Source organism: Neglectibacter timonensis, assembly GCF_900048895.1.
GTDB lineage: Bacteria > Bacillota > Clostridia > Oscillospirales > Acutalibacteraceae > Acutalibacter > Acutalibacter timonensis.
In genome coordinates this window covers 90,348-113,669 of the sequence record NZ_LT160637.1, presented here as the reverse complement: position 1 = coordinate 113,669, position 23,322 = coordinate 90,348, and the positions used below count along the sequence as shown (strand labels likewise).

The 23,322-nt window shown below is 50.6% G+C and carries 24 protein-coding genes; all 24 read left to right on the top strand.

All coding sequences use genetic code 11. The annotated features are described in order from the left end of the window. Positions 1 to 3 precede the first annotated feature (3 nt). Positions 4 to 1,440: a relaxase/mobilization nuclease domain-containing protein gene (locus tag BN3911_RS03200; RefSeq protein ID WP_008817036.1), complete on the top strand. Its 1,437-nt coding sequence runs from the start codon at positions 4 to 6 to the stop codon at positions 1,438 to 1,440. Between the two features lie 6 nt (positions 1,441 to 1,446). Then, positions 1,447 to 2,259 carry a PcfB family protein gene (locus BN3911_RS03195; protein WP_008817035.1) on the top strand — a complete coding sequence of 271 codons (813 nt, stop codon included), beginning with the start codon at positions 1,447 to 1,449 and terminating at the stop codon, positions 2,257 to 2,259. A gap of 6 nt (positions 2,260 to 2,265) precedes the next feature. Continuing rightward, entirely contained in the window at positions 2,266 to 3,189 is a 924-nt protein-coding gene (locus BN3911_RS03190; RefSeq protein WP_008817034.1) for a hypothetical protein, read from the top strand. Positions 3,190 to 3,203: 14 nt separating this feature from the next. After that, on the top strand, positions 3,204 to 3,401 hold the full coding sequence (locus tag BN3911_RS03185; RefSeq protein ID WP_008817033.1) for a hypothetical protein: 198 nt from the start codon (positions 3,204 to 3,206) through the stop codon (positions 3,399 to 3,401). Next, a complete protein-coding gene (locus BN3911_RS03180; protein WP_022299213.1) occupies positions 3,388 to 5,208 on the top strand; it encodes a VirD4-like conjugal transfer protein, CD1115 family in 1,821 nt (606 codons plus the stop codon). Before BN3911_RS03185 ends, BN3911_RS03180 begins: the two co-directional genes overlap by 14 nt. After that, on the top strand, positions 5,195 to 5,548 hold the full coding sequence (locus BN3911_RS03175) for a hypothetical protein (RefSeq protein ID WP_008818616.1): 354 nt from the start codon (positions 5,195 to 5,197) through the stop codon (positions 5,546 to 5,548). The genes BN3911_RS03180 and BN3911_RS03175 overlap by 14 nt, the downstream gene beginning before the upstream one ends. Positions 5,549 to 5,617: 69 nt before the next feature. Then, entirely contained in the window at positions 5,618 to 6,454 is an 837-nt protein-coding gene (locus BN3911_RS03170; protein WP_008818617.1) for a VirB6/TrbL-like conjugal transfer protein, CD1112 family, read from the top strand. A 14-nt stretch (positions 6,455 to 6,468) separates the two neighbouring features. Further along, positions 6,469 to 6,813, top strand: a complete 345-nt coding sequence (locus tag BN3911_RS03165; RefSeq protein WP_008818618.1) for a hypothetical protein — start codon at positions 6,469 to 6,471, stop codon at positions 6,811 to 6,813. A 51-nt stretch (positions 6,814 to 6,864) separates the two neighbouring features. Continuing rightward, complete coding sequence (locus tag BN3911_RS03160; RefSeq protein ID WP_008818619.1) at positions 6,865 to 7,398, top strand: hypothetical protein; 534 nt, start codon at positions 6,865 to 6,867, stop codon at positions 7,396 to 7,398. A 14-nt stretch (positions 7,399 to 7,412) separates the two neighbouring features. Then, positions 7,413 to 7,826, top strand: a complete 414-nt coding sequence (locus BN3911_RS03155) for a PrgI family protein (RefSeq protein ID WP_008818620.1) — start codon at positions 7,413 to 7,415, stop codon at positions 7,824 to 7,826. Beyond that, positions 7,819 to 10,176 (top strand): VirB4-like conjugal transfer ATPase, CD1110 family, encoded by a 2,358-nt coding sequence (locus BN3911_RS03150; RefSeq protein WP_008818621.1) that lies wholly within the window; start codon positions 7,819 to 7,821, stop codon positions 10,174 to 10,176. Before BN3911_RS03155 ends, BN3911_RS03150 begins: the two co-directional genes overlap by 8 nt. After that, a complete protein-coding gene (locus tag BN3911_RS03145; RefSeq protein WP_008818622.1) occupies positions 10,173 to 10,583 on the top strand; it encodes a DUF6075 family protein in 411 nt (136 codons plus the stop codon). The genes BN3911_RS03150 and BN3911_RS03145 overlap by 4 nt, the downstream gene beginning before the upstream one ends. 24 nt (positions 10,584 to 10,607) lie before the next feature. Further along, on the top strand, positions 10,608 to 11,360 hold the full coding sequence (locus BN3911_RS03140) for a DUF6674 family protein (RefSeq protein WP_008818623.1): 753 nt from the start codon (positions 10,608 to 10,610) through the stop codon (positions 11,358 to 11,360). A 20-nt stretch (positions 11,361 to 11,380) separates the two neighbouring features. Next, complete coding sequence (gene srtB / locus BN3911_RS03135) at positions 11,381 to 12,163, top strand: class B sortase (protein WP_008818624.1); 783 nt, start codon at positions 11,381 to 11,383, stop codon at positions 12,161 to 12,163. Between the two features lie 33 nt (positions 12,164 to 12,196). Further along, on the top strand, positions 12,197 to 13,981 hold the full coding sequence (locus BN3911_RS03130) for a CHAP domain-containing protein (protein ID WP_008818625.1): 1,785 nt from the start codon (positions 12,197 to 12,199) through the stop codon (positions 13,979 to 13,981). A gap of 214 nt (positions 13,982 to 14,195) precedes the next feature. Continuing rightward, complete coding sequence (locus tag BN3911_RS03125; RefSeq protein ID WP_085929894.1) at positions 14,196 to 14,786, top strand: TetR/AcrR family transcriptional regulator; 591 nt, start codon at positions 14,196 to 14,198, stop codon at positions 14,784 to 14,786. 68 nt (positions 14,787 to 14,854) lie between these two features. Beyond that, complete coding sequence (locus BN3911_RS03120) at positions 14,855 to 16,609, top strand: ABC transporter ATP-binding protein (RefSeq protein ID WP_008818627.1); 1,755 nt, start codon at positions 14,855 to 14,857, stop codon at positions 16,607 to 16,609. Between the two features lies 1 nt (position 16,610). Further along, entirely contained in the window at positions 16,611 to 18,335 is a 1,725-nt protein-coding gene (locus BN3911_RS03115; protein WP_008818628.1) for an ABC transporter ATP-binding protein, read from the top strand. 11 nt (positions 18,336 to 18,346) lie between these two features. After that, positions 18,347 to 19,843, top strand: coding sequence for an ABC transporter ATP-binding protein (locus tag BN3911_RS03110; protein WP_008818629.1), 1,497 nt, complete (start codon positions 18,347 to 18,349; stop codon positions 19,841 to 19,843). Beyond that, entirely contained in the window at positions 19,844 to 20,545 is a 702-nt protein-coding gene (locus BN3911_RS03105) for an energy-coupling factor transporter transmembrane component T family protein (protein ID WP_008818630.1), read from the top strand. 14 nt (positions 20,546 to 20,559) lie between these two features. After that, a complete protein-coding gene (locus BN3911_RS03100) occupies positions 20,560 to 21,147 on the top strand; it encodes an MptD family putative ECF transporter S component (RefSeq protein WP_008818631.1) in 588 nt (195 codons plus the stop codon). A 37-nt stretch (positions 21,148 to 21,184) separates the two neighbouring features. Continuing rightward, positions 21,185 to 21,517 carry a metal-dependent transcriptional regulator gene (locus tag BN3911_RS03095; RefSeq protein WP_022298831.1) on the top strand — a complete coding sequence of 111 codons (333 nt, stop codon included), beginning with the start codon at positions 21,185 to 21,187 and terminating at the stop codon, positions 21,515 to 21,517. Between the two features lie 55 nt (positions 21,518 to 21,572). Continuing rightward, entirely contained in the window at positions 21,573 to 21,980 is a 408-nt protein-coding gene (locus BN3911_RS03090; RefSeq protein WP_217780398.1) for a winged helix-turn-helix domain-containing protein, read from the top strand. A gap of 580 nt (positions 21,981 to 22,560) precedes the next feature. Further along, complete coding sequence (locus BN3911_RS03085) at positions 22,561 to 23,010, top strand: RNA polymerase sigma factor (protein ID WP_008818634.1); 450 nt, start codon at positions 22,561 to 22,563, stop codon at positions 23,008 to 23,010. Positions 23,011 to 23,322: the final 312 nt, after the last annotated feature.

Genomic DNA, 23,322 nt, shown 5'->3' with positions numbered 1-23,322 from the left:
GCAATGGCTACCACGTCTATCTGGCGGGTGAACGGCTGGCTGGGCAAGGTTCTCATCTATATCGAAAACCCGGATAAGACCGAAAACCCTGCCGCCTACGAGAAACAGGGCATGGACGGCAAGGAGGCCCAGGGCCTCTCCGATGTGATTGAGTACGCCGTCCAGCAGAAGAAAACGGGAAAGATTGCGGTGGACGATGAGGATGTGCCCGTCATGCAGCGGTTTGTGTCCGGGGTGAATTGCAGCCCCACCACCGCCCGCGATGAGATGATCGCCGTCAAAAAGCGGTTCGGCAAGGAGGAAGGCACCGTAGCCTACCACGGCTACCAGAGCTTTGCCCCCGGCGAGGCCACCCCGGAAATGGCCCACGAGATCGGGCTGAAGCTGGCAAAGGCATTGTGGGGCGAGAAATACCAGGTGCTGGTTGCCACCCATTTAGACAAGGCCCACCACCTGCACAACCATTTTGTGGTGAACACGGTTTCGTTTCTCGACGGGATCAAATACCACCGCACGGAAAAGGATTACTTCGACATGCAGAGGGAATCTGACCGGCTGTGCCGGGAGTATGGGCTTTCTGTCATTGAAAATCCAAAGCGTGGAAAATCCAAACACTACGGGGAATGGCGGGCCGAGCAGGAGGGCCGCCCCACTTATCTCTCCCTCATCAAAGCCGATGTAGACGCTGCCATCCGCCAGTCGATGACGGAGAGGCAGTTTTTTTACCGCCTGCGGCAGATGGGCTACGACATCAAGGTGGGGAAAGACATCACGGTGCGCCCTTACGACCGGCCCCATGGCAGGAAATTGGTGCGCAATTTAGGCGAGGACTACTCTCTGGAGAACATCCGCAAACGGATTCTGGCCCAGCGCCGCCCTCAGAGGGTGGAAACGCCGGAGCCGAGGCGGTGCAGGCTTTTGGGGGACTTGAAGCAGGCCAGGAAGGTCACGGGCTTTCGCGCCCTCTACTTCCACTACTGCTACCTTTTAGGGGTATTCCCCCAAAAGCAGAACCGGCAGCGGGGCCATGTGCCCCACGCGCTGCGGAATGACTTGATCCGGGCAGAGGAATTGACGGACGAGGCAAGGCTGCTTTCCCGCCAGCGCGTTGACACCCTGGAGCAACTCAGCGCCTACCAATCGGATGTGGAAGCCCGGCTTGTCAGCCTGACCGAACAGCGGAAAAACCTGTACCGGAAGCTGCGCACCAAGGAGGCGCTTGCCGACCCTGCCCGGCAGGAACAAATCCGGGCGGAGGTTTCCGCCCTTTCTGCGCAGATCAAAGCCCTGCGCCGGGAGGTGAAGCTGTGTGAGGACATTGCGGCGCGCTCCCTCTCCCTCAAAGAAAAGATACGGGCTGCCCGCGAGGAACAGCAGGCTGGAAAAACAGAGAAAACCCGCGAGGAACAAGGCCGGAGGAAACGGCTGGAAAGGAGATGATCGGTTATGAATCACGCAGGCGACGCGGCGGAGCAGGTGGTGCGCATGAGCCTTGAGGGCGCGGAGGTTGCCCTTAAGATCACCGGCGTTGCCGCTAAAAATCTGGCCGCAGCCCTTTATACCATTTTGAAAGACCAGAAGAAAACAAAAGGCAAGGCCCGCATTGAGGCCATGCTGCGGGAAAAGCGGCCCTTAAAGGTTTACACCCTCAAAAAAGAGGACTGCCCGGAGTTTGCCAGGCAGGCCAAGGGCTACGGCATTTTGTATGCCCCCATCCCGGTGAGGAAGGGGGACGATACCATCGACATCCTGGTGTTCGAGGACGACGCGGCGAGGGCCAACCGGATCGTGGATAAGTTCAACCTCACGGTGGTGGATACGGCGTCCATCAAGGAGGACATCGAAAAATCCCGCGAGGAGCGCGGCGGCGAGCCGCAGGCCCCGGAAAAAGCCGCCCCGGAAAAGAGCGAGGACGACAGGCTCTTAGACGAGCTGATGGAAAAACCAGCCCAAAAAGAGAAAAGCCAGCCGGAAAACCCCTCTGCGGAGAAAAGCGTCCCTTTTACCCCAGCGGAGGAAAAATCCCATCCGTCCGCGCCTATCTCAGAGAACAGCAGCAAGTCCGCAAGGGGTACTTCTGATGAGCCGCAGAAGCCGTCTGTCCGTCAGGAGCTTCGTGACATCCAGGCCCAGCGGAAGAAAGAGGCGGAGGCTGCAAAGAGGGAGGAACCGGCTGCACCCCAAAAGAGGGCGGCCCAGAAAACCACGCGGCACCAGCCGCCCAAGCCCAAAAAGAAACCAAAATCGAAAGAGAGGTAATCGGCCATGAATAACTTTGACGATCTGTTTGAACAGCAGCCCCAGCCGGAGGCCACCGAGAAGCCGGAGCCGCAAAAGGAGAAGCCGAAAAAACAGTGGTGGCAGATCCGCGAGGAAAAGCAGCGCAAGGAAGCCTACGCCACCCTGGACAGGGTGTTCGGCGCGTTTTCCGAAGGGCACGGCGACATGAAGGCATATCTGGACACCCAGAGCCGCTTCCCCTTCCACTCCGCCCGCAACGCCATCCTCATCGGGGAGCAATGCCCCAACGCTAAACGTGTGGGCGGCTACAAGGAGTGGGCTTCCCAGGGCGTTGAGATTCTGGAAGAGGAAAAGCGCCTGCCCATCATCATTTTAGAGCCGGGCAAGGCATACCGCCGCGAGGACGGCAGCGTGGGCCAGAACTTCTATGCCAAGGAGGTCTTTGACATTTCCCAGACCACGGCGCGGGACGAGGCCCAGCCCCAGGTGAGCTACGACGACCGCCTGCTCTTAAAGGCCCTCATCAGCAATTCCCCCGTGCCCATCCGCGCGGTGGAGGAGCTGCCCGGCCAGGGGCGCGGGGCCATGTTCGACCCGGAACAGAACGCCATCCTGGTGAAAAAGGGCATGGACGCGCCGGACATCTTCCGCTGCGTCTCTCTGGAGCTTGCCAATGCCCAGCTTGCCCGCAGCAACGCAGAGTATTCCCGCGAAACCGAAGGCTACAAAGCCTATGCCGTCAGCTATATGCTCTGCCAGAGGTACGGCGTGGAAGCGGGAGGCTACAACATCTCCCGGCTGGACGGCGTGCTTCAGGGGCAAGACCCCAAGGAGGAAATCCCGGCAGCCCTCACCGATATGCGCGACACGTTTAAGGAGATCAACGGGCGCATGGCAAGGGCCATGGGCCTCTCACGCGCGGGCAGGCAGAAAGAACAGGAACGGTAAAGGAGGCTGAATGAATGGAACGACAGGAAAAGGTTGTCCTCACGCTGGACAGATACGAGCATGGCATTATGATCCGCGCCCTCAACGAACTGCGAAACGATCTGCTGGAGGAACAGCGCGACCCCGGCCCGGTGGAGGACGTGCTTCTCAAAACCATTGACGCCCCATCCCAAAAAGACAGGAAAGCGAAGCGGCGTGATGAAGCCCGATAACAAAACGGGAGGCCCCTGGCTCTATGCCCTGGGGCTGATCCCGGCAGTCTGGCTTGCCCTGCTCATTGCGCCCTCTCTTTCCGGGGGGCTTTCCGAAATCCTGGAGGCCCTGCCTGCGGCAATGAACCATCCCTTTCAGATTGCATGGTGTGAGGACAGTGTAAAAACTGTCCTCATTTTTATTGCCGCCTACGGGCTGGGCATTGGCATTTACCTCTCATCCAGGCGCAACTACCGCAGGGGCGAGGAACACGGCTCCGCCAAATGGGGCGATCCGCGGGCCGTGAACCGGAAATACCGGGATAAAAACCCGTTTCAAAACCGCATTTTTACCCAGCACGTCCGCATGGGGCTGGACGGGAAAAAGCACCGCAGGACGTTAAACACCCTGGTCTGCGGCGGCAGCGGCGCGGGAAAAAGCCGCTTTTATGCAAAGGTCAATATCTGCCAGGCCAACACCTCTTTTTTCATCCTGGACTGCAAAGGAGAGCTGCTGCGGGACTGCGGCGGCCTGCTGGAACGGCAGGGCTATGAGATTAAGGTGGTTGACCTTTTGAACATGAACAAAAGCCACTGTTATAACCCCTTTGCCTATCTGAAAAACGACAACGATGTGCAGAAGATGGTGACGAACCTGTTCAAAGCCACCACCCCCAAAGGGAGCCAGTCAAACGACCCCTTCTGGGATACGGCGGCCAGTATGCTTCTTATGGCGCTGGTGTTCTATCTCCACTACGAGGCCCCGGAGGACGAGAAAAACTTCCCCATGGTCATGGAAATGCTGCGGGCCGGTGAGGTGCGGGAGGACGACGACAGCTATCAATCCCCGCTGGATGAGCTGTTTGAACGGCTGGAAATGCGCTCCCCCGACCACATCGCGGTGAAGTATTACAAGGACTACCGCTCCGGCAGCGCCAAGACCTTAAAATCCATCCAGATCACGCTTGCTTCACGTCTGGAGAAGTTCAACCTTTCATCCGTGGCGGCCCTCACGGCCACCGACGAGCTGGAGCTTGCCAGCCTGGGGGAAAAGAAAGTGGCGCTCTTTGCCCTCATCCCGGACAACGACGCCAGCTTCAATTTTTTAGTGAGCCTTTTGTATGCCAGCACCTTTCAGGAATTGTTTTACAGCGCCGACCGGGTACACGGCGGGAGCCTGCCTGTGCCGGTGCATTTTTTGATGGACGAGTTTGCCAATGTCAGCCTGCCCGATGATTTCGACAAGCTGCTGGCTACCATGCGCTCACGGAATATTTCTGTGTCCATCATCATCCAGAACATCGCCCAGCTCAAGGCGCTGTACGAGAAACAATGGGAATCCATCATGGGCAACTGCGATGAATTTCTCTACCTGGGCGGCAACGAATCGTCCACCCACAAGCTCATCTCGGAAAGCTATCTGGGCAAAAGCACCCTCTGGCTGGACACCTACGGCAAGAGTACCGGCCATTCGGGCAGCTACTCTACCAACAACCAGATCACGGGCCGGGAGCTGATGACCCCGGACGAGGTGCGTATGCTGGACAACCGCCTGGCCCTGCTCTTTATCCGGGGCGAGCCGCCGCTGATGGATGAAAAGTACGAATTGCTAAAGCACCCCAATGTGAAATACACCACCGATGGCGGCGCGCCAGCCTATGCCCACGGCGGCACGGAAAACGCTGTGGCGGGCTTGACCATCAGCCGCCTTACCCCCGGCGACCTTGCAAATCTCAAGGAGCCGGATGTGACCTGTGAGCTTCTGTCCGACGAGGACATGGAGAAAATCTTTCAATTCAAGGAGGAAAAGCAAAATGAAACTGTTTAACAAGGAAAGCAAGAAGAACAAGGAAACCCGCAGCCTGCCTATGAGCAAAAAGGGCAAAAGCGCCCTTACCGTCTACTCGGCCCTGGTGCTTATGCTGTGCTGCTGCACCACCACGGCCTTTGCTGCCAGCGACCCCTTGACGGTTATCAACAACCTCAGCGACTTCATTTTCGGCCTCATCCGGGCTATTGGTATGATCCTGCTGGGCTTCGGCGTGGTGCAGATCGGCCTCTCTCTCAAATCCCATGACCCCAGCCAGAGAGCCAACGGCTTCCTCACTTTGGCAGGCGGCGTTGTGATTACCTTTGCTAAAGAAATCTTAACCCTGATTACCGGCTGATGAAAAACGGCGGCATAGGGGCGGGCCACAGCGGCCCGCCCCTGTTTCTGCCGGAAAGGAGGTCTTTGAATGTCCGATAACTGGGTTGTGCAAAACCTGCAAAATGCCCTTGACACCTGGAACAAGTATCTGTCTGAAATCTGGCAGCTTATCACCCAAAGCCCGGAGCAGTTTAAGGGCGGCTCCATCTGGAGTGTGATCGTCAACATCCACGACGCGGTGCGGGCTATCGGCCTTGCGCTTCTGGTGCTGTTCTTTGTCATCGGGATTGTGAAAACCTGCGGCAGCTTTGCCGAGGTGAAAAAGCCGGAACACGCCTTAAAGCTGTTCATCCGGTTTGCCATTGCCAAGGGTGTCGTGACCTATGGGCTGGAGCTGATGATGGCCCTCTTTAACATTGTCCAGGGCCTTGTTTCCACCATTATGAACGCGGCGGGCTTTGGAACCGCACAGCAGACCGTTCTCCCACAGGAGATCATTGACGCGGTGGAAAGCTGCGGCTTCTTTGAGAGTATCCCTTTGTGGGCGGTGACGCTCATCGGCGGGCTGTTCATCACCGTTCTCAGCTTCATTATGATTATGACCGTCTACGGGCGGTTTTTTAAGCTCTATTTATACACGGCCATCGCGCCGGTGCCTCTGTCCACCTTTGGCGGGGAACCCAGCCAGAACGTGGGCAAGAGCTTCATCAAAAGCTATGCCGCCGTGTGCCTGGAGGGGGCAATCATCGTGCTGGCCTGCATTATCTTCTCCCTGTTCGCGGCTTCACCCCCTGCGGTTGACCCCAACGCGGCGGCAGTTACCCAGGTGTGGAGCTATGTGGGCGAGCTGCTGTTCAATATGCTGGTGCTTGTAGGCGCTGTGAAGATGGCCGACCGCGTGGTGCGCGAGATGATGGGCCTGTAAAGGAGGAAAAGTCAATGGACGATACAAGAAACGAGGTTTGCCGCAAGGTGCTGGAAACGCCTCTTGAGGACATCCGGGAGGATGTGTTCTTCCGCGCCGACAACTTTCAGAATGAGCCGTGGTACGGCGAGTTTCAGATCTACCGCAATCTGGGCGTTTGCCAGCCCAAGCCGGAACACGTCCTGGAGGTGCAGAAGGCGCTGAAAGTCATGGGCTATCCCACCCACGCTGCCGAGCGGAACGGGAAAACCTATCTTCTCCCCGGCGAAAAACAGCCCGAAAGCACAAAGACGTTGAGGGAGGAATGGAAAATGGCGCGGCTGGAGGAACAGAAAGAAGCTGCCTCTCGGCTGTTTTAGAAATCTTCCCGGCAAAAGGGCCGGGAGCGTTAAGAAACGGAGGGATATGTTTTGAACATGAGCAAAGAAAAGCTGATGAGGCTTGCCGGGCGCGCCCTAAAGCGTACCGAATCCTATCAATGGAACCGGGGGCTGGATGTGCCGGATGAGGAAAACTACAAAATCGACTATCTGCTGGTCAAGGGCAGCAAGGCTTCCCCGGAGGACGTGATAGCCTATGCGTCCTTTGAGGACGATATGGTGCGGTTCCATCCGCTGCGGGAAAACGACCAGCCTTTTGCGCATTACGGCGAGTGCTTCACTTACGATTCCGACCTGTTTGAGCCTTTGGAGCAAGGATATTCCCTGGCTTGTATGTCGCCGGAGGCCCATGCCTGCGCCTGGTATGAAATCGAAGATTTACAGGGCGGGATCGAACACCAGGCAGGTATGCAGAGCTATTTGCACTACTGCAAGCAGCACGGCGTTACCAGGGTGCAACTGGCCCGTCTGGCGGACTATGACGGCATGGATGTGATGAAGCTCTATGACCGGCAGGCTGTCAGAGGGGCGCAGGGCAAGCAGAAAAAAGAGTTTGAGCGATAACGGGAGGTGGCATTTTGGAAGTCAAGATCAACCGCGAAATCCGCAACTACACCGAATCCATGTTTTTCGGTTTGAGTATGCGGCAATTCATTTTTTCCATTCTGGCCTGCGGCGTGGCCGTGGGCCTTTACTTTCTCCTGCGCCCCTACTTTGGCGTGGAAACCCTTTCCTGGGTTTGCATTTTGGGCGCGTCCCCCTTTGCCATGCTGGGGTTTATCACCTACCACGGCATGACGGCGGAACAATTCATCTGGGCGTGGCTGCGCTCGGAAATGCTGGAGCCAAAGGAGATAAAGTTTGAGGACGGCAACTATTACTATGCTGCTTTGAAAGATGTGATCGAGGGGCGGCAGACCGGGCGGCCCGTCAGAAAGCAGCCCAAAGAGCCGAAACAGTTTTACAAGCGGAAGGAGGCAACCCATGATTAAAACGTTGAAAACCATGTCCAAGCAGGACAAGGAGCGATATACCGTACCCCGGAAGGTGCAGGATGTGATCCCCGTCCGCCGTATCTGGCAGGACGGCATTTTTTTGACCGGAAACAAGTTCTCCAAAACCTATCAGTTCAGCGACATCAATTATCTGGTGGCAAGCCGCGAGGATAAAGAGAGTATGTTCCTCATCTACTCGGAGCTTCTCAACTCCCTGGATTCTGGAGCGGTGACGAAAATCACCATCAACAACCGGAGGACGAATAAGGCAAACTTTGAAAACTCCATCCTCATGCCTATGCAGGAGGACTTCCGGGACGAGTACCGCAGGGAATACAATCAAATGCTGCTCGATAAGGCCACCGGGGCCAATGGAATCACCCAGGAGAAATATATCACCATCTCTGTGGTGAAGAAAGATATTGAGGAGGCCCGCGCCTACTTTTCCCGCGTGGGGGCCGACCTCATTTCTCACTTTGCCGCCCTGGGTTCCAAGTGCGTGGAGCTGGACGCTTCCGAAAGGCTACGTATCCTGCACGATTTCTACCGCCAGGGCGAGGAGGCAGAGTTCTCCTTTGATTTGGCGGCTATGGCAAAGCGCGGCCACGATTTCAAGGACTATATCTGCCCCGACAGCATGGAGAAGAACAGCGACTATGTGAAGCTGGGTGACAAGTTTTGCCGGGTGTTGTTCCTCAAGGATTTTGCCAGCTATATCAAGGACAACATGGTGACGGAGCTTACGGATTTCAACCGCAATCTGATGTTCTCCATTGACGTGGTTCCGGTGCCTACGGATGAGGCTGTGCGGGAGGTAGAAAACCGCTTATTGGGCGTGGAAACGAACATCACCAACTGGCAAAGACGCCAAAATGCCAATAACAACTTTTCCGCCGTGGTGCCCTATGACATGGAGCTTCAGCGCAAAGAGAGCAAGGAGTTCCTGGACGATCTCACCACCCGTGACCAGCGCATGATGTTTGCGGTGATTACCCTGGCGATCACCGCCGACACCAAGGAGCAGCTTGACAGTGACACCGAGGCGGTGCTTTCCGTGGCAAGAAAGCATATGTGCCAGCTTGCGGTTCTCAAGTTCCAGCAGCTTGACGGGCTGAACACGGCCCTGCCCATTGGGGTGCGCAAAATCAACGCCTTCCGTACCCTCACCACCGAGAGTTTGGCGGTGTTCATCCCCTTTAAGGTGCAGGAGATCCAGGACAAGGGCGGCATTTACTTTGGGGAGAACGCTATTTCCCACAACCTCATCATGTGCAACAAGGCGAACCTGTTAAACCAGTCGGCTTTTTACCTGGGCGTTCCCGGCGCGGGAAAATCTTTTGCGGTGAAAGAGCTGATCGCCTTCCTTATGCTCCATCCCAATTACGCCAATGATGAAATCCTCATTTGTGACCCGGAGGGCGAGTTTGGCGCACTGGTGAAAGCCCTGGGCCGCGAAAAGGCTACGGTGGCCCACCTGGTGGCAGGCGGAAAAGACAAGCTCAATTCCATGTATATGGTGGAGGGTTACGGCGAGCAGAATCCCATTGTGGAGAAGTCGCAGTTTGTTATGTCCCTCATCGAGCAGATCGACAAGCGCGGCGTGGGGCCGCAGCATAAATCCATCATCGACCGCTGCACCGCCCTTGTTTACCCGGAGGCGGAAAAAGAGGGCCGGGCCGCCACTCTCTGCGACCTGCGGAACAAGCTGCTGGAGCAGCCGGAGGAAAAGGCAAAGGAGATCGCCCTTTCCCTGGAGCTTTACACCACCGGCTCCCTGGACATCTTTGGCCGCGACAGCACGGTGGATTTGAATAAGCCCTATGTGGTGTTCGACATCCACGGCCTGGGCGAGCAGCTAAAGCCAGCCGGTTCCCTCGTCATCACCGACACCATCTTGAACCGCGTGACTCTCAACTGGAAACGAGGCAAGCGCACCCACGTCTTTATCGACGAGTTCCATGTGATGTTTGAAAATGAGCAAAGCGGTATTTTCTTTAACAGCGCATGGCGGCAGTTCAGAAAGCGCGGCGCTTATCCTACGGCCATTACCCAGAACGTGGAGTACCTTTTGGATTCCGTCCAGGCCAGCACCATGCTCAGTAACTCGGAATTTATCGTCATGCTCAACCAGGCGGCTTCCGACCGGGAAAAGCTCTCCAAGCTCCTCAATATCTCTAAGGAGCAGATGAGCTATGTCACCAACGCGGACGCGGGCTGCGGCCTCATCCGCTACGGCAGCGCACTGGTGCCTTTTGTCAACCGTTTCCCGCGCAATACAAAGCTGTATGCCCTGATGACCACCAAGCCCGGTGAGGGCGTGTTCGGCGGCGAGGAGGTTTTGGTATGAACAGGCTCAATATCCGGTTTGCGTCCGCAGAACACCGCGATTTCTTTTTGCGGATGATGAGTGAGGCCCGGAAAAATGACTGCTATCATCAGTCTTTCTTTTATGTCATGGGGATTGCCCCGGAAACACGGGCCAACATCCGCCAGATGTTTGATTTCAAGCAGGACTGTATCAAACCGGAGGGTATGCACGGCGGTTGGCAGACCAGCGGCACCGTCCGGGTGTGCCGTTTGGCCTTTAACCTTTGGAACGGCTATACCGAGCCGGAACACAGCAACGCCTATTCCCCGGAAGATCTGTTCTGCTGCGAGTTTGCCCCCTATTTCATGGAGGGCATGAAAATCCGTTACCCGGAATACTGCCGGGAGCTGCCGCCTGCCAGAAAGCAGGCGGAACCAGCCCGATAATGGCTTTGATAGGAGGAAAATAAGATGGCTGAATTGACCTATACGCTGGGGGAACATCCCCAGATCATCGAGCTTCTCTCTGTGCTGGAGAAAAACAACCTTCAAAGGCAGAAGGAAGAAGTGCAGGCCCTGGTGGGGTATATCGACGGCATGGAGGATAAGCTGGCCCAGATGATGGAGGAGATGAAAGAAATCCGTTTGGAGGTTGGCAAGCTCCACGACAAGGGAATCCGGGCCAAATGCGCGCAGCTTGTGACAGCGGCGGAAGGCAAAATCCAGCAGGTAAAAGCGATGGTTTCCACCGCCAAGGCAAACCTCATTTCCTCTGCCGGGCGCATGGTGCAGACCTTTCAGGAAAAGGGGCGCTCCGCCCTGCGTCATGCGGTGCAGGCTTTGCGTATTCCCGCCGTTCTCTCGCGCATGGAACACGGCTTCTCTCATGCCGGCAAGGCGATGGAGCAATGCGCCGGGAAGCTGGATGTATTCCGGGAGGAGCTGCATCAGGCGGGAATCCACATGAAAAGCGCCGGGCGCGCCCTTGCAGGCAAAGAAGTACAGCAGGCCCAGGAGCTGGAGGCCGACAAAGGCGTGCTTGCCAAGCTGCGGGGCCTGTTTCTGTCCTGCGGCAAGACCTTTTCCGGGATGGAGCGCGGCGCGGCCCGGCTGGCTGAAAAAGCAGGCAGTGAGAAATCATCCGTAAAATTGGAGCTGCGGGAACTGAAAGCGGCCCCGGACGCACCGCACCGGCAGGCAGCCAGCAAAGAGCAAGCGCGATAAGGACAAGGAGGGTAAAGAAAATGAGTGATAAAGTGAAAACCAGACGGATGATCGCAGGGGCGGCCTTTTGTGCCGCCCTTTTCCTTTTCTCCGGGGCTATGCTGGCCCGTGAATATCTCGACCAGAAGCAGAGCGCCGAAGCCTTTGAAGAAGTGGCGGAGCTGATAAAGGAGGATGTGGAGCTGCCCGCGCTGGAGCTGGAAAACGCCCCGGCCACGGAAGAAGTAACTGCGTTTGAGAAATACGCTGATGTGTACGCCAAAAACAGCGACCTGGTGGGCTGGGTTTCCATCCCCGGCACCCGGATTGATTACCCTGTCATGCAGACCAAAGACAGCCCGGATTTTTACCTCAAACACGCCTTTGACAAATCGTACAGCAGTTACGGCGTGCCTTATCTGGCCGAAAACTGCGACGTTGGCATTTCCGACAATCTGGTGTTGTACGGCCACCACATGAACAACGGCACAATGTTCTCAGACCTGTGCAAGTATGCAAGCGAGGATTTTTACCGGGAGCATAAGACCATCTGTTTTGATACCCTGGACAGCTTTGGCGAGTATGAGGTGATCGCCGCCTTTAAGACGGTGGCCTATTCCGGGGAGGGTTTCAAGTATTACCACTTTGTCAATGCGGAGAGCGCCGAGGCTTTTGACGAGTATATTGCAGAGTGCAAGGCGCTGGCCCTTTATGATACGGGCGTGACTGCGGAATATGGCGACAAGCTCATTACCCTCTCCACCTGTGAATATTCCCGGACAAACGGCAGGATGGTTGTGGTGGCAAAGCTGCTTGACGCATAAGGACGCGCCCGCCCTGGGAAGGAGGTGAAGCCTATGGGCAAGGGTATTAAGACAAGGAGTGTTGCGGATAAGACGATCAAGGCGATTGATAAAGCGGCGGTTGCTTCAGAACGGATGAAAGAAGCATATATCCGCACCAAAGACAAGGGCGAGCATGGCCTGTATGCAGAGGAAGGCTCTCCCGGCGAGTATGCGTCCGACCGCATTTCTTCCGGGGTTGAAAACACGGCCCGTGAAGCTGTCCACCAATTTGACAAGCAGGGCCGCAAAGGGGTTAAGACCACCAAAGAGAACATTTCCAAGGTCAAAGAAAAAATCCAGAAGCACAAGGCCGCAGCCGAACAGCCTAAAAAACAAGCGGAGAAGCAGGCGGCAAGACAGACCAGACAGGCCGCAGACCGTCTTTCGGAGCCGGTGAAAACCATCCGGCAGGAGCGCGGGGCTGTCAAGACACTGGATCGGGGCCAGAAAAGCATTAAAACAGTGGACAGGAGCCGCAAGACCATCAAGCAGGCGTCCTCTACTGCCAAAGGGACGGTGAAAACCGCCAGCAAATCCATCAAGACGGCGGAAAAGACAGCCAAAGCCAGTATCAAGACTACCCAGCAAGCAGCAAAAACGGCTCAAAAAACAGCCCAGGCCACAGCCAGGGCCGCCAGAGCTGCCGCCCATGCTGCCCGCGTTGCGGCGAAAGCGGCTGTGACTGCGGCAAAGGTGGCGGTCAAGGCCACCATCGCAGCGGTGAAAGCCATCATAGCAGCAACAAAGGCGCTGATTGCTGCCATCGCTGCGGGCGGCTGGGTTGCGGTGCTGGTGATTATTGTGATCTGCCTCATTGGCATGATTATCGGCTCCTGCTTTGGGATTTTCTTCTCCGGGGAGGACTCCGGCACCGGGCAGACCATGCAGACCGCTGTGCAGGAGATCAACGCCGAGTACGAGGAAAAGCTGGAGGAAATCAAAACTTCCCACACCTACGATGTGTTGGAGATGTCCGGCAGCCGGGCGGTTTGGAAAGAGGTGCTTGCGGTTTATGCGGTGAAAACCACCACCGACCCGGACGCTGCCCAGGAAGTCGCCACCATGGATGACTCCAAAAAGCAGCTCTTAAAGGATATTTTCTGGCAGATGAATGAGATCTCATCCAGCACCTCTACCAAGACGGAAACCATCATTGAAACATCCGATGACGGGCATGGGAATATCGTGGAAACAGAAGTCACCGTCACCCGCACCTATCTGTATATCACGGTCAGCCACAAGACGGCGGAGGAAATGGCCAATCAGTTCAGTTTTCACGAAGATCAACGGGAACAGATGGCAGAGCTTCTGGCCGATGAGAACAGTTCCCTCTGGAGCCAGGTGCTTTATGGCATTACCGGAGGCGACGGCGAGATCGTCACCGTGGCGCTCTCCCAGGTGGGGAATACGGGCGGTGCGCCCTATTGGAGCTGGTACGGCTTTGACAGCCGTGTGGAATGGTGCGCCTGCTTTGTGAGCTGGTGTGCCAATGAGTGCGGCTATATCGACGCTGGTGTTATTCCGAAGTTTGCGGCCTGTGCGTCCCAGGGTGTACCCTGGTTTAAGGAGCGCGGGCTGTGGCAGGACAACAGCTACGAGCCGCGCCCCGGTGACATCATCTTTTTCGATTGGGATGATGGAGGCCAGGACGGCTCATCCGACCATGTAGGGATTGTGGAGAAGGTGGAGAATGGCCGCGTCTACACCGTGGAGGGCAACTCCGGTGATTCCGTGCGCCAGAACAGCTACCCCGTGGGATACTATGAGATTTATGGGTACGGCACCCCTGCTTATTAACAGCCTCAAAAAAGAAGAAGCCCAGCCGCCTGCGCGGCTGGGTACATAGAAATCAGGCGAAATAACAAAATAAGAGTAGGCTCCACTTGACAGTAAAACAAAAATATGCTATTCTAACTTTTGTTTGATAATCCGATTATCTTAAATAAAATGTTTATCTAAGAAAGGAGGAAATATTTTGAGTTATTGCTCCGACTTGACAAAAGAGCGGATTATGGAATGTGCGAAAGCAGAATTCCTTAAAAAAGGCTTTCAGGCAGCGCAACTTAAAGATATTGTTACCGCTGCAAAGGTTACAACAGGTGCAGTATATCGTCATTTCAAGGATAAAGAAGCGCTATTTTTGGCTTTGATTGAAGATGTCTACCATTATACATTAGATTTTATGGATAATGCAGAGCCTTACGATAAAGTTGGAATTAGAGAAGCCATTGAGAGGGATTCTGTTGAAGCGTCATATATGCAGGCCATGACATACATTAACTATATGTACGATCATTTAGAGGAATTTCAGCTCTTGTTGAAATGCAGCAAAGGCTCTCGCGTCGAAAATTTTATAGAAGAAATTACAAACCAATATGCGAAGCAGAATTCCGAATTTGTAAAAGCGGCATATGAAGCGGGATATACAAAATACCTGCCAAGCGATATAGAAATACATATTTTGACACATGGCTATATTACTGCACTATGCGAGTGTATTTTGCACGATGTTCCTTATGAAAAAGCGGAGGATTACGTAAAAAACATCATAAAATTCCAGCATTATGGATGGTATGGTGTATTAGGACTTCCGTTCAAATAAGTGGCTTTGGCCATTTATTTTTTACCAAATGGTTAGTTTTTGCTAACTTATTTAAGGAGGATTCTTTCATGGAGAAGAAAAAGAAATCCGGAGCAATTCATCAACTGCTGGATTATGCCGGAAATAATAAAAAGCAACTATATCTTTCAACCTTTCTTGCAACGCTGGGAGAATTGTTTGGGATGGCTCCCTTTATTGCAGTGTCATTATTAGTTGCAGAATTATTTAACAAAACAGCGACCATTCAAAATGTATGTATCTTGTTTGCGGTTGCTTTGGGTGGACAGATATTAAAGCTATGGCTTACATACCAGTCCTCTTTCATGTCGCATAAGGCGACATATAAAATATTGAAAAATATCCGTAGTATGATTGCAGATAAGATGCTTCGGGTGCCCATGGGCGTTATGCTGGATACACCGACCGGCAATTTCAAAAATTTGATGGCGGATACGGTTTCAAAGTTAGAGGATTCGATGGCTCATTTCATGCCTGAGATAACCTCTAATATAGTGGCTCCCCTGTGCTGTATACTACTGGTATTTATTCTTGACTGGCGCATGGGATTAGCGGCATTGATAACAATTCCTCTCGGACTTTTGGGATACATTGGAATGATGAAAGACTATGTGAACAAAAGTACTACTTACATGAAATCGCAAAACGCGATGAACAGTACGCTGGTTGAGTATGTAAACGGGATAGAGGTTATTAAGGCTTTTAATCAAGGAAGCGCCTCTTATAGTAAATTTACAGGTGCAATCAACTTCTTTCACGACAGCACTCTGGCCTGGTGGAAGCAAAGTTGGCTTTGGTCAGCCGTGATTCAAGCTGTAATGCCTACAACATTGCTGGGAACGCTGCCGATTGGAGCATGGCTTTATATGACTGGAACATTACCTCTGTCAGATTTTATCACTTGCATTATCCTTCCCATTGGATTTATTGCTCCGCTTATGCGAGTTGGGAAGTATTCTGAACAATTTAATATGGTGAAAGCTTGCCTCGACCAAATACGAGAGTTTATTGAGAAACCGGAATTGAGCCGTCCAGAAAAAAATGCTGTACTGGATGAAACAGCCTATCGCTTTGAAAATGTTTCTTTTGCTTATAATGAAACAGAAGTTCTGAAAAATGTGTCCTTTGAAATCAAACCCTGCACGGTTTCAGCGATTGTCGGCCCTTCTGGTTCCGGCAAATCAACGATTGCAAAACTCATGGCTGGTTTTTGGGATGCTACAAAGGGAGAGGTCATTTTCGGTGGAAAAAATATCAAAGAGATTCCTTTTGCCCAGTTGATGGGTGAGGTCAGTTATGTGGCTCAGGACAATTTTTTGTTTGATGAAAGTATCCGTGAAAACATTCGTCTCGGAAAGCCAGATGCGACAGACGATGAGGTGGTAGCTGCTGCGAAAGCTGCCTGCTGTCATGACTTTATCGTAAATCTGGAAAACGGATATGATACAAATGCCGGAGACGCTGGAGAAAAACTTTCTGGCGGAGAGCGTCAGAGAATTACTATTGCAAGAGCGATTCTTAAAAATGCAAGAGTGATTATTCTTGATGAAGCTACAGCCTATGCTGACCCAGAGAATGAATATCTCATTCAAAGTGCTATCAGCAAGCTTGTAAAAGGAAAAACGCTTATTGTAGTGGCTCATCGTCTTGCAACGATCCAGAATGCAGATCAAATCCTCGTGGTGGAAAATGGAAAGATTGTCGGCTGCGGCAGACAGAAAGAGCTTCTGTCAAAATGCCCGCTTTATCAAAGGTTATGGAGAGATTATGTGAGTTCAGCAGATCAAGTGGAAGGAGGATTTTAATATGTTTTCAATTATAAAAAGGATTTTACGGTTATCCGGAAAATATCGTTCCCGTGTAATTGTCGGGTTGATCTTCAATGCTCTAAAATCCTGCTGCGCTGCCTTTGTATTTTTTGCGGTGCTATTGGTAATGTTGAATATCGAACACTTGACAGGAACTGTCATTTTACAGGCATTTGGAATTATTGTACTTAGTGTTTTAGGCCGTTTTTTATTTCAGTATCTAAGCGATGTGTTTATGAGTGCGTCTGGATATGAGATTTTTCGGGAAAAGCGTCTTGAGATTGGAAATCAGCTAAAACGGGCACCGATGGGGTATTTTACAGAAAACAATCTCGGCACCGTACAAACGGTATTGACAACAACAATTTCCGATCTGGAAGGAAATTGTATGCTTGCATTGACTTTTTTGGTGGGGGGCTTTGTTCAGGCACTTGCCATGACGTTAATGTTGGGTATATTTTGCTGGCAGATTGGCCTTTTAGCCTTAACGGGAATTTTAGCAGGAATTCTTGTGTTGGGCCAGATAAAAAAACGAGCCGGAGCACATACAGAAGATATGCAAAATGCCCAGGAATTGCTGGTGGGGAGCGCGTTAGAATATATAAAAGGTATTTCTGTTCTGCGCATATTTGGGAAAGGCAAAGAAGGGAAAGGAAAGGTGGATCAAGCCTTTGAAAACAAGTGTCGCAGCGATATAGCGGTTACAGTCTCTACTGCTGGAATTATGAAGATATATGAAGCCGTATTTAAGATTACAAGCTGTCTATTATTTTTGTTTTCAGCCCTACTCTATTTATGGGGAGTTATTACCTTACCCTATTGCCTTTTGTTTATCATCTGTGCATTTTTAATGTTTATGGAACTGGAACTGATGAATGATGGAGCTTTTTTGAGTAAAATGCTTGCTACGCAGTTAGATCGGCTGGATCTTATCTCAGATATACCAGTTTTAGATGTTGGCGGAAAGGACATTGCTCTGAAATCATATGAGATTGAACTAAAAGATGTTACTTTTGCTTATGACAGCCGTTCCATTTTGGATGGAATTAACTTAAAAATTCCCCAAAACTCTACCTGTGCTATCGTTGGGCCGTCAGGTTCTGGAAAAACAACTTTGTGTAATATCATTGCAAGGTTTTGGGATGTAAAGTCCGGCAGTGTTAAAATTGGAGGGCATGACGTAAGAGAATTTACCTGCGACAGTCTTTTGTCATATGTAAGCATGGTATTTCAAAAAGTGTACCTGTTCAATGATACGATTGAAAACAACATCAAATTTGGCAAACCTAATGCGTCTCATGCAGAAGTAGTGGCGGCAGCCAAAAGAGCTTGTTGCCATGATTTTATTGAGGCACTCCCTCAAGGATACGAAACGATGATAGGAGAAGCAGGTTCAACCCTGTCCGGAGGTGAAAAACAGAGAATCTCAATAGCAAGGGCAATATTGAAAGACGCACCCATCATTATTTTGGATGAAGCGACATCCAGCGTAGACCCGGAAAATGAGAAAGCCCTTTTGGACGCAATTTTTGAACTAACCAAAAACAAAACATTGATTTCCATTGCTCACAGGCTATCCACCGTTCGGACAGCAGATCAAATTGTTGTCATTGACCAGGGGCATATTGTTCAGCACGGAACTCATGAGGAATTGGCAAAAAAAGAAGGGGTTTATCGTACTTTTCTGGAATGCCGGGAAAAATCCATCAGTTGGAAGTTATGAGGTGTGCCGCCATGAAAAAACAAATTCCAATTATATCCTTTGAGCATACCTCTTTTCAATATGAAGGACAGATACAGGAAAATCTAAGGGATGTAAACCTTACTATAAAATCGGGAGAATTTCTTGTTATTACCGGGCAAAGTGGATGTGGAAAGACCACGTTAACCAGGTGTATCAATAATTTGATTCCACGCTTTTTTGAAGGTGTATTATCCGGTGAAGTTATTGTGTCAGGGCGATCCATTAAGGAATCAGACGCTGGTGAGGCTGGAAAGGAGATTGCCTCAATCTTTCAAGACCCACGCAGTCAGTTTTTTACTACTAACAGCTCCAGCGAGGTTGCGTTCGCCTGTGAAAATTATGGAATCCCTCATGAAGAAATCGTCAAACGTGTTGACAGAGCCTTTCAATCATTGGATATGGAAAATCTAAAAGACAGAGATATTTTTACTCTGTCCAGTGGAGAAAGGCAAAAAATCGCATTTCTTGCAGCGACTACGCTTAATCCTCAAATTTATGTACTGGACGAACCATCGGCTAATTTAGACATTCATGCAATTTTACAGATGAGGAAAATCCTTTCTGCCTTGAAAGCCGCAGGACACACAATCATTGTCTCCGAACACAGGCTATTCTATCTATACGGGCTTGCAGATCGATTTTTAATTATGAAAGAGGGACGAATCTGCGAAGAATTAACAGGTGAGGAGATGGCAAAGCTATCTGCTTCTCAAATGCGCAGCAGGAGGCTTCGTCCGTTAAATCTCAATACGATACAAATAGAAAAGATAGAGCCGATTGGGCATTCAGAAGTATTTCTCCAAATTAAAAACATGAGTTTTTCACATAAGGCTATGCCGGAGCTTCTTCACAGCATTTCAATAGAAGCTCATAAGGGAGAAACGATTGCTCTGGTTGGAGAAAACGGCTGCGGAAAAACAACATTTGGAAAAATCCTGTCCGGCTTGATTCGTTGTCGACAAGGGGGGTTCTTTATTGATGGAAAGAATGTGAAGCAGCGAAAATTGTCCGATTATGTGTACTTTGTTATGCAGGAAGCAGATCACCAGCTTTATACAGACAGTGTGACAGAGGAGTTGAGGTTAGGAAACAAAAAGATTCCGGGCATAGATGAAAAAGTGTCTCGAATTTTGAAAATGCTTCATTTGGAAAATTTCAAAGACTGTCATCCGTATGCTCTGTCAGGTGGTCAAAAGCAGAGGTTGACAATAGGGGCCGCAATGCTTTCAGAAAAACCAATCATCGTTTTGGATGAGCCTACAAGTGGATTAGATTGGAACAATATGTATGCCGTTGCCAATGCTGTTAACTTTCTGCGCAAGTCTGGGAAAGTGGTTTTTATTATTACACATGATCTGGAGTTTATCAGTCTGACCGCCTCGCGCACTTTGCTTTTGAAGGAAGGGATTATCAAAGATGATTTACAAATGACAGGGAAAAGTACATTCAAAATTGTAAAGGATTTCATGATGAAAGGTGGTGAATAAATGAGAACACATCATGGCTTATATTACGATTCGCGTATAAAACTACTTTTGATTTTGTTGACGTCGGCGCTGGCATTTGCTTTAGGTGGTGGTCTGACAGGACTATTGCTTTTTGGTGTTGTTTGCCTATTTTCCTTCCTGAGTGGGCTTTGGAAAACAAGTATTAAATTTTTAACGGCTTATATAGCCTTACTTATGCTGGCACAAATCCTTCCAATCCATTTATCTTCTGTGATAACTTTCTTCTTATTAAGGATTTTAACCATTGCACTCGCTTTGAACATCTTATTTCAGACTACGGAAATAGCGGAATTGATAGCCTCGCTTCAAGTGAGCCATATCCCCCAGGCCATTGTGATTCCAATAGCTATTATTTTGCGGTTTCTCCCATCTCTAAAACAGGATGCGATTTATATAAAGCAGGGAATGAAAACGAGGGGTGTGGGATTATCTTTCTGGCGAGTGTTAAGTCATCCAGCGCAGACATACGAAGGCTTTTTAATTCCTATACTTATGCGACTTTTGATGACAGCAACTGAATTATCTGCATCGGCAGAAACGCGAGGGATCAGCTATCCCTGTAAAAAAACTCACTATATATTAGTTGATTTCCGCTTGAGAGACGGCCTTTTATTGATAGGTATGCTTGCTCTTTTTGCGGTTGTCATATGGACATCGTTCCAGCCAATATCATTATTTTAAGGAGGATTTATTCCATGCAAAATGAAAACAAAAAAGGCTTTCAAGTAAGAGACTTGATCGTCACAGCTCTTTTATCTGTATGTGCGCTTGTCATTTATATTCTTTGTGCGTTTTTGTCCTTTTCTCCCTATACTATGTTAGTAGTAAGCCCATTGTGGGCATTACTGGCAGCTATTACATACTTCCTTGTGGCAGCTAAGACGAAAAAACCGTGGGCATTATTCATTTTTTGTGCAGTAACAGGGATTTATGGTTTTTATCCACCTATGATAATTTGCTGTATTATTGCCGGGATTATTTCTGCGCTGATTGCCTGGAAAACAGGTTGTACGAATGGAAAGACACTTACAATCAGTTATATTATTTACATGGTTTTAGCAGCATTCAGTGGAACATATATTCCTTTCCTGTTTTTCTCAAAACAAACGCTTGAACAGTACGCAGGAATGTTTGGCGAAAGCTATTTGGGGATTTTGCAGACGTTGGTATCGCCTATAACGGCTATTATAATGCTTATTGTTGTTGGCCTTTGCGCTTTTATCGGTGCGATTATTGCTAAGAAATTACTCAAAAAACATTTCCAGAAAGCTGGCATGGTGTAAATAACTTTATTTGTTCAGAAAAAAGGAGGTGTGCTATATGCCCTTAACATCTTCTATGGAGGACTATTTGGAGGCTGTGCTGGTGCTTCAGCAGCAAAAGGGCTATGCCCGCTGTGTAGATGTAGCGGAGTTTTTGAATGTAAAAAAGCCTTCCGTGAGCCGAGCGGTCAAGGAACTGTCTAAAAAGAAATGCCTACTAAAAAAGGACGATGGCACACTCTCCCTCACAGAGCAAGGCTGGCAGATCGCCCAGCAAATCTATGAAAAGCACCAGTTTTTTACCAGACAGCTTATTGAGGCCGGTGTTCCCCATGATATTGCAGCACAGGACGCTTGCAGGCTGGAACACGTTATTAGTGAAACAAGTTAAAAGAAGCTGCCTGGACAAATGCCCAGGAGGTGATACCATCGGAGAAATAATCATTATGAAGCTGAACGAGGACGAAAAAAAGATTTTTGAAGATTTCCTTTCATTTTTGCAGCTTCATCCAGAGCTGAAAAAGTGGGAGCTTACCTCGGAACCGGTGCTATCTCTCTCCGATCTTGAGATTGATCCCAGCCAAAGGCTGGTGCGCTGTAATCAGAAAGAAGTGGCCTTAACAACAAAAGAATATAATCTCCTTTGTCTGCTGGCAGTTAATAATGGGCGGGTATTAAGCTATTCCCAAATCTATGAAAAGGTGTGGGGCGAAGCTCTAACTGTCAATGAACGAGGCACCGTAGGCTACCATGTCCGAAACCTACGCAGAAAACTCTATTCCGCCGATCCGCACCATCCCTTTATCATCGAGAGTATTCGTGAAATCGGGTATCGCTTTCAAACAACTTCATAATATCCACAAAGCGCAGTCTTGATAGAGGCTGCGCTTTTCCTTTCCATAAAGCGAGGTCATTCGGGACGGTTTTTCAAATCTCATATCTTGTCGCTTGTGTTTGACAAATCACACACGGGACGTGTCTAAACTTGCGATGAAACTATGCAAATCCTCTTTGAAGCCTCGCTGTTTCCTCTTTTTTATACATTATACTACCCCTATCAACATTTCAATTTGGGGAAAGGTGGTGGTGCTTGTCAGCTTATCCCCATAAGGGGATAGCATGGAGCCAGAAAGAGAAAAGCCGGGCGGCTTCCCGCCCACAACCGAACAAAAACCATATTTCGTACATACCGCAGTCCTTACGGGGATTGCGGTATTTTTTTGTTCGACAGACTTTTTTCTTTTCTCCGGGTCTTACCCATCATCAGGCAAAAACCAACAGCCGAGCGCACGCGCCTTTTGGTGTGTGCGCTTTTACTTTGTCGGTAAATGCGGTTTTCTGGTATTTCCCGGTGGGACAAGCCTTCCATGTTGCAGAGGGCCGCCGTCCGTCTGGACTTCTTCTCGAAATTCAGACGAAACGGAGGTACACAGCGTGGACGCTGGCAAAAAAAGAATATGGGTTCGCGGCCAACTTATCGAGGTCACGGATGAAGTGTATGCCGCCTATATGAAGGGCGACCGGAAAATGCGTTACTTTGAGAAAGATTTGAAGTGTGAACGTCTTATTTATGGCAGCAACGGTGAAATCAAACAGGTTATTCCCAGCCGGGAAGATTCCCTGGACAGGCTCATGGAAGAAAACGCCCGTCAGTTTGCAGCTAATGCAGAAAGCGTGGAGGATGTGGTGTTCCGAAAACTTACGTTGGACAAGCTACATACCGCGCTTTTGCAACTCCCTAAAGAGGAACGGGCGTTGATCTATGCCCTGTTCTTTGACGGGAAAACGGAAAGCGAAGTGGCAAAGCACCTGGGCGTTTCCCGGCAGGCCATACAGAAGCGGAAAAACAGGATACTCAAAAAATTAAAAAAATTTTTTGAGTAAACAGGGTTGTCAAACCTCTCACTCAGCGGCAAATAGAGTGAGAGGTTCTTTTTTGGCCTCTCCAGGAACCTTGAAAACCGAATACCCAATCATCAAGCACATTCCCGCTGCTTTGGCGAAAGCCAAAGCCCAGGCGGCGGCTGCGCGGTGATCTGCCGGAAGAAAACAACGAGACTCCACCGAAAAAGAGAAGTAGGTCTTTGGTTTGTACTTCCTGGCAGGGAGCGAGAAACAGCAGGCTGCCAGTACCGGATGGCTCCCGGTACGGCCACGACCAGCAGCGGGGACAATGATACTCCCGTCCAGCCTAAC

What these genes read in the sequence shown, in the direction of transcription:
- BN3911_RS03150 (WP_008818621.1), top strand. Translation starts at nt 7,819, where the DNA reads ATGATTAAAACGTTGAAAACCATGTCCAAGCAGGACAAGGAGCGATAT.
- BN3911_RS03195 (WP_008817035.1), top strand. Translation starts at nt 1,447, where the DNA reads ATGAATCACGCAGGCGACGCGGCGGAGCAGGTGGTGCGCATGAGCCTT.
- BN3911_RS03120 (WP_008818627.1), top strand. Translation starts at nt 14,855, where the DNA reads ATGGAGAAGAAAAAGAAATCCGGAGCAATTCATCAACTGCTGGATTAT.
- BN3911_RS03090 (WP_217780398.1), top strand. Translation starts at nt 21,573, where the DNA reads ATGAAGCTGAACGAGGACGAAAAAAAGATTTTTGAAGATTTCCTTTCA.
- srtB (WP_008818624.1), top strand. Translation starts at nt 11,381, where the DNA reads ATGAGTGATAAAGTGAAAACCAGACGGATGATCGCAGGGGCGGCCTTT.
- BN3911_RS03170 (WP_008818617.1), top strand. Translation starts at nt 5,618, where the DNA reads ATGTCCGATAACTGGGTTGTGCAAAACCTGCAAAATGCCCTTGACACC.
- BN3911_RS03145 (WP_008818622.1), top strand. Translation starts at nt 10,173, where the DNA reads ATGAACAGGCTCAATATCCGGTTTGCGTCCGCAGAACACCGCGATTTC.
- BN3911_RS03110 (WP_008818629.1), top strand. Translation starts at nt 18,347, where the DNA reads ATGAAAAAACAAATTCCAATTATATCCTTTGAGCATACCTCTTTTCAA.
- BN3911_RS03185 (WP_008817033.1), top strand. Translation starts at nt 3,204, where the DNA reads ATGGAACGACAGGAAAAGGTTGTCCTCACGCTGGACAGATACGAGCAT.
- BN3911_RS03200 (WP_008817036.1), top strand. Translation starts at nt 4, where the DNA reads ATGGCTACCACGTCTATCTGGCGGGTGAACGGCTGGCTGGGCAAGGTT.
- BN3911_RS03190 (WP_008817034.1), top strand. Translation starts at nt 2,266, where the DNA reads ATGAATAACTTTGACGATCTGTTTGAACAGCAGCCCCAGCCGGAGGCC.
- BN3911_RS03130 (WP_008818625.1), top strand. Translation starts at nt 12,197, where the DNA reads ATGGGCAAGGGTATTAAGACAAGGAGTGTTGCGGATAAGACGATCAAG.
- BN3911_RS03180 (WP_022299213.1), top strand. Translation starts at nt 3,388, where the DNA reads ATGAAGCCCGATAACAAAACGGGAGGCCCCTGGCTCTATGCCCTGGGG.
- BN3911_RS03175 (WP_008818616.1), top strand. Translation starts at nt 5,195, where the DNA reads ATGAAACTGTTTAACAAGGAAAGCAAGAAGAACAAGGAAACCCGCAGC.
- BN3911_RS03165 (WP_008818618.1), top strand. Translation starts at nt 6,469, where the DNA reads ATGGACGATACAAGAAACGAGGTTTGCCGCAAGGTGCTGGAAACGCCT.
- BN3911_RS03105 (WP_008818630.1), top strand. Translation starts at nt 19,844, where the DNA reads ATGAGAACACATCATGGCTTATATTACGATTCGCGTATAAAACTACTT.
- BN3911_RS03140 (WP_008818623.1), top strand. Translation starts at nt 10,608, where the DNA reads ATGGCTGAATTGACCTATACGCTGGGGGAACATCCCCAGATCATCGAG.
- BN3911_RS03100 (WP_008818631.1), top strand. Translation starts at nt 20,560, where the DNA reads ATGCAAAATGAAAACAAAAAAGGCTTTCAAGTAAGAGACTTGATCGTC.
- BN3911_RS03095 (WP_022298831.1), top strand. Translation starts at nt 21,185, where the DNA reads ATGCCCTTAACATCTTCTATGGAGGACTATTTGGAGGCTGTGCTGGTG.
- BN3911_RS03115 (WP_008818628.1), top strand. Translation starts at nt 16,611, where the DNA reads ATGTTTTCAATTATAAAAAGGATTTTACGGTTATCCGGAAAATATCGT.
- BN3911_RS03125 (WP_085929894.1), top strand. Translation starts at nt 14,196, where the DNA reads ATGGAATGTGCGAAAGCAGAATTCCTTAAAAAAGGCTTTCAGGCAGCG.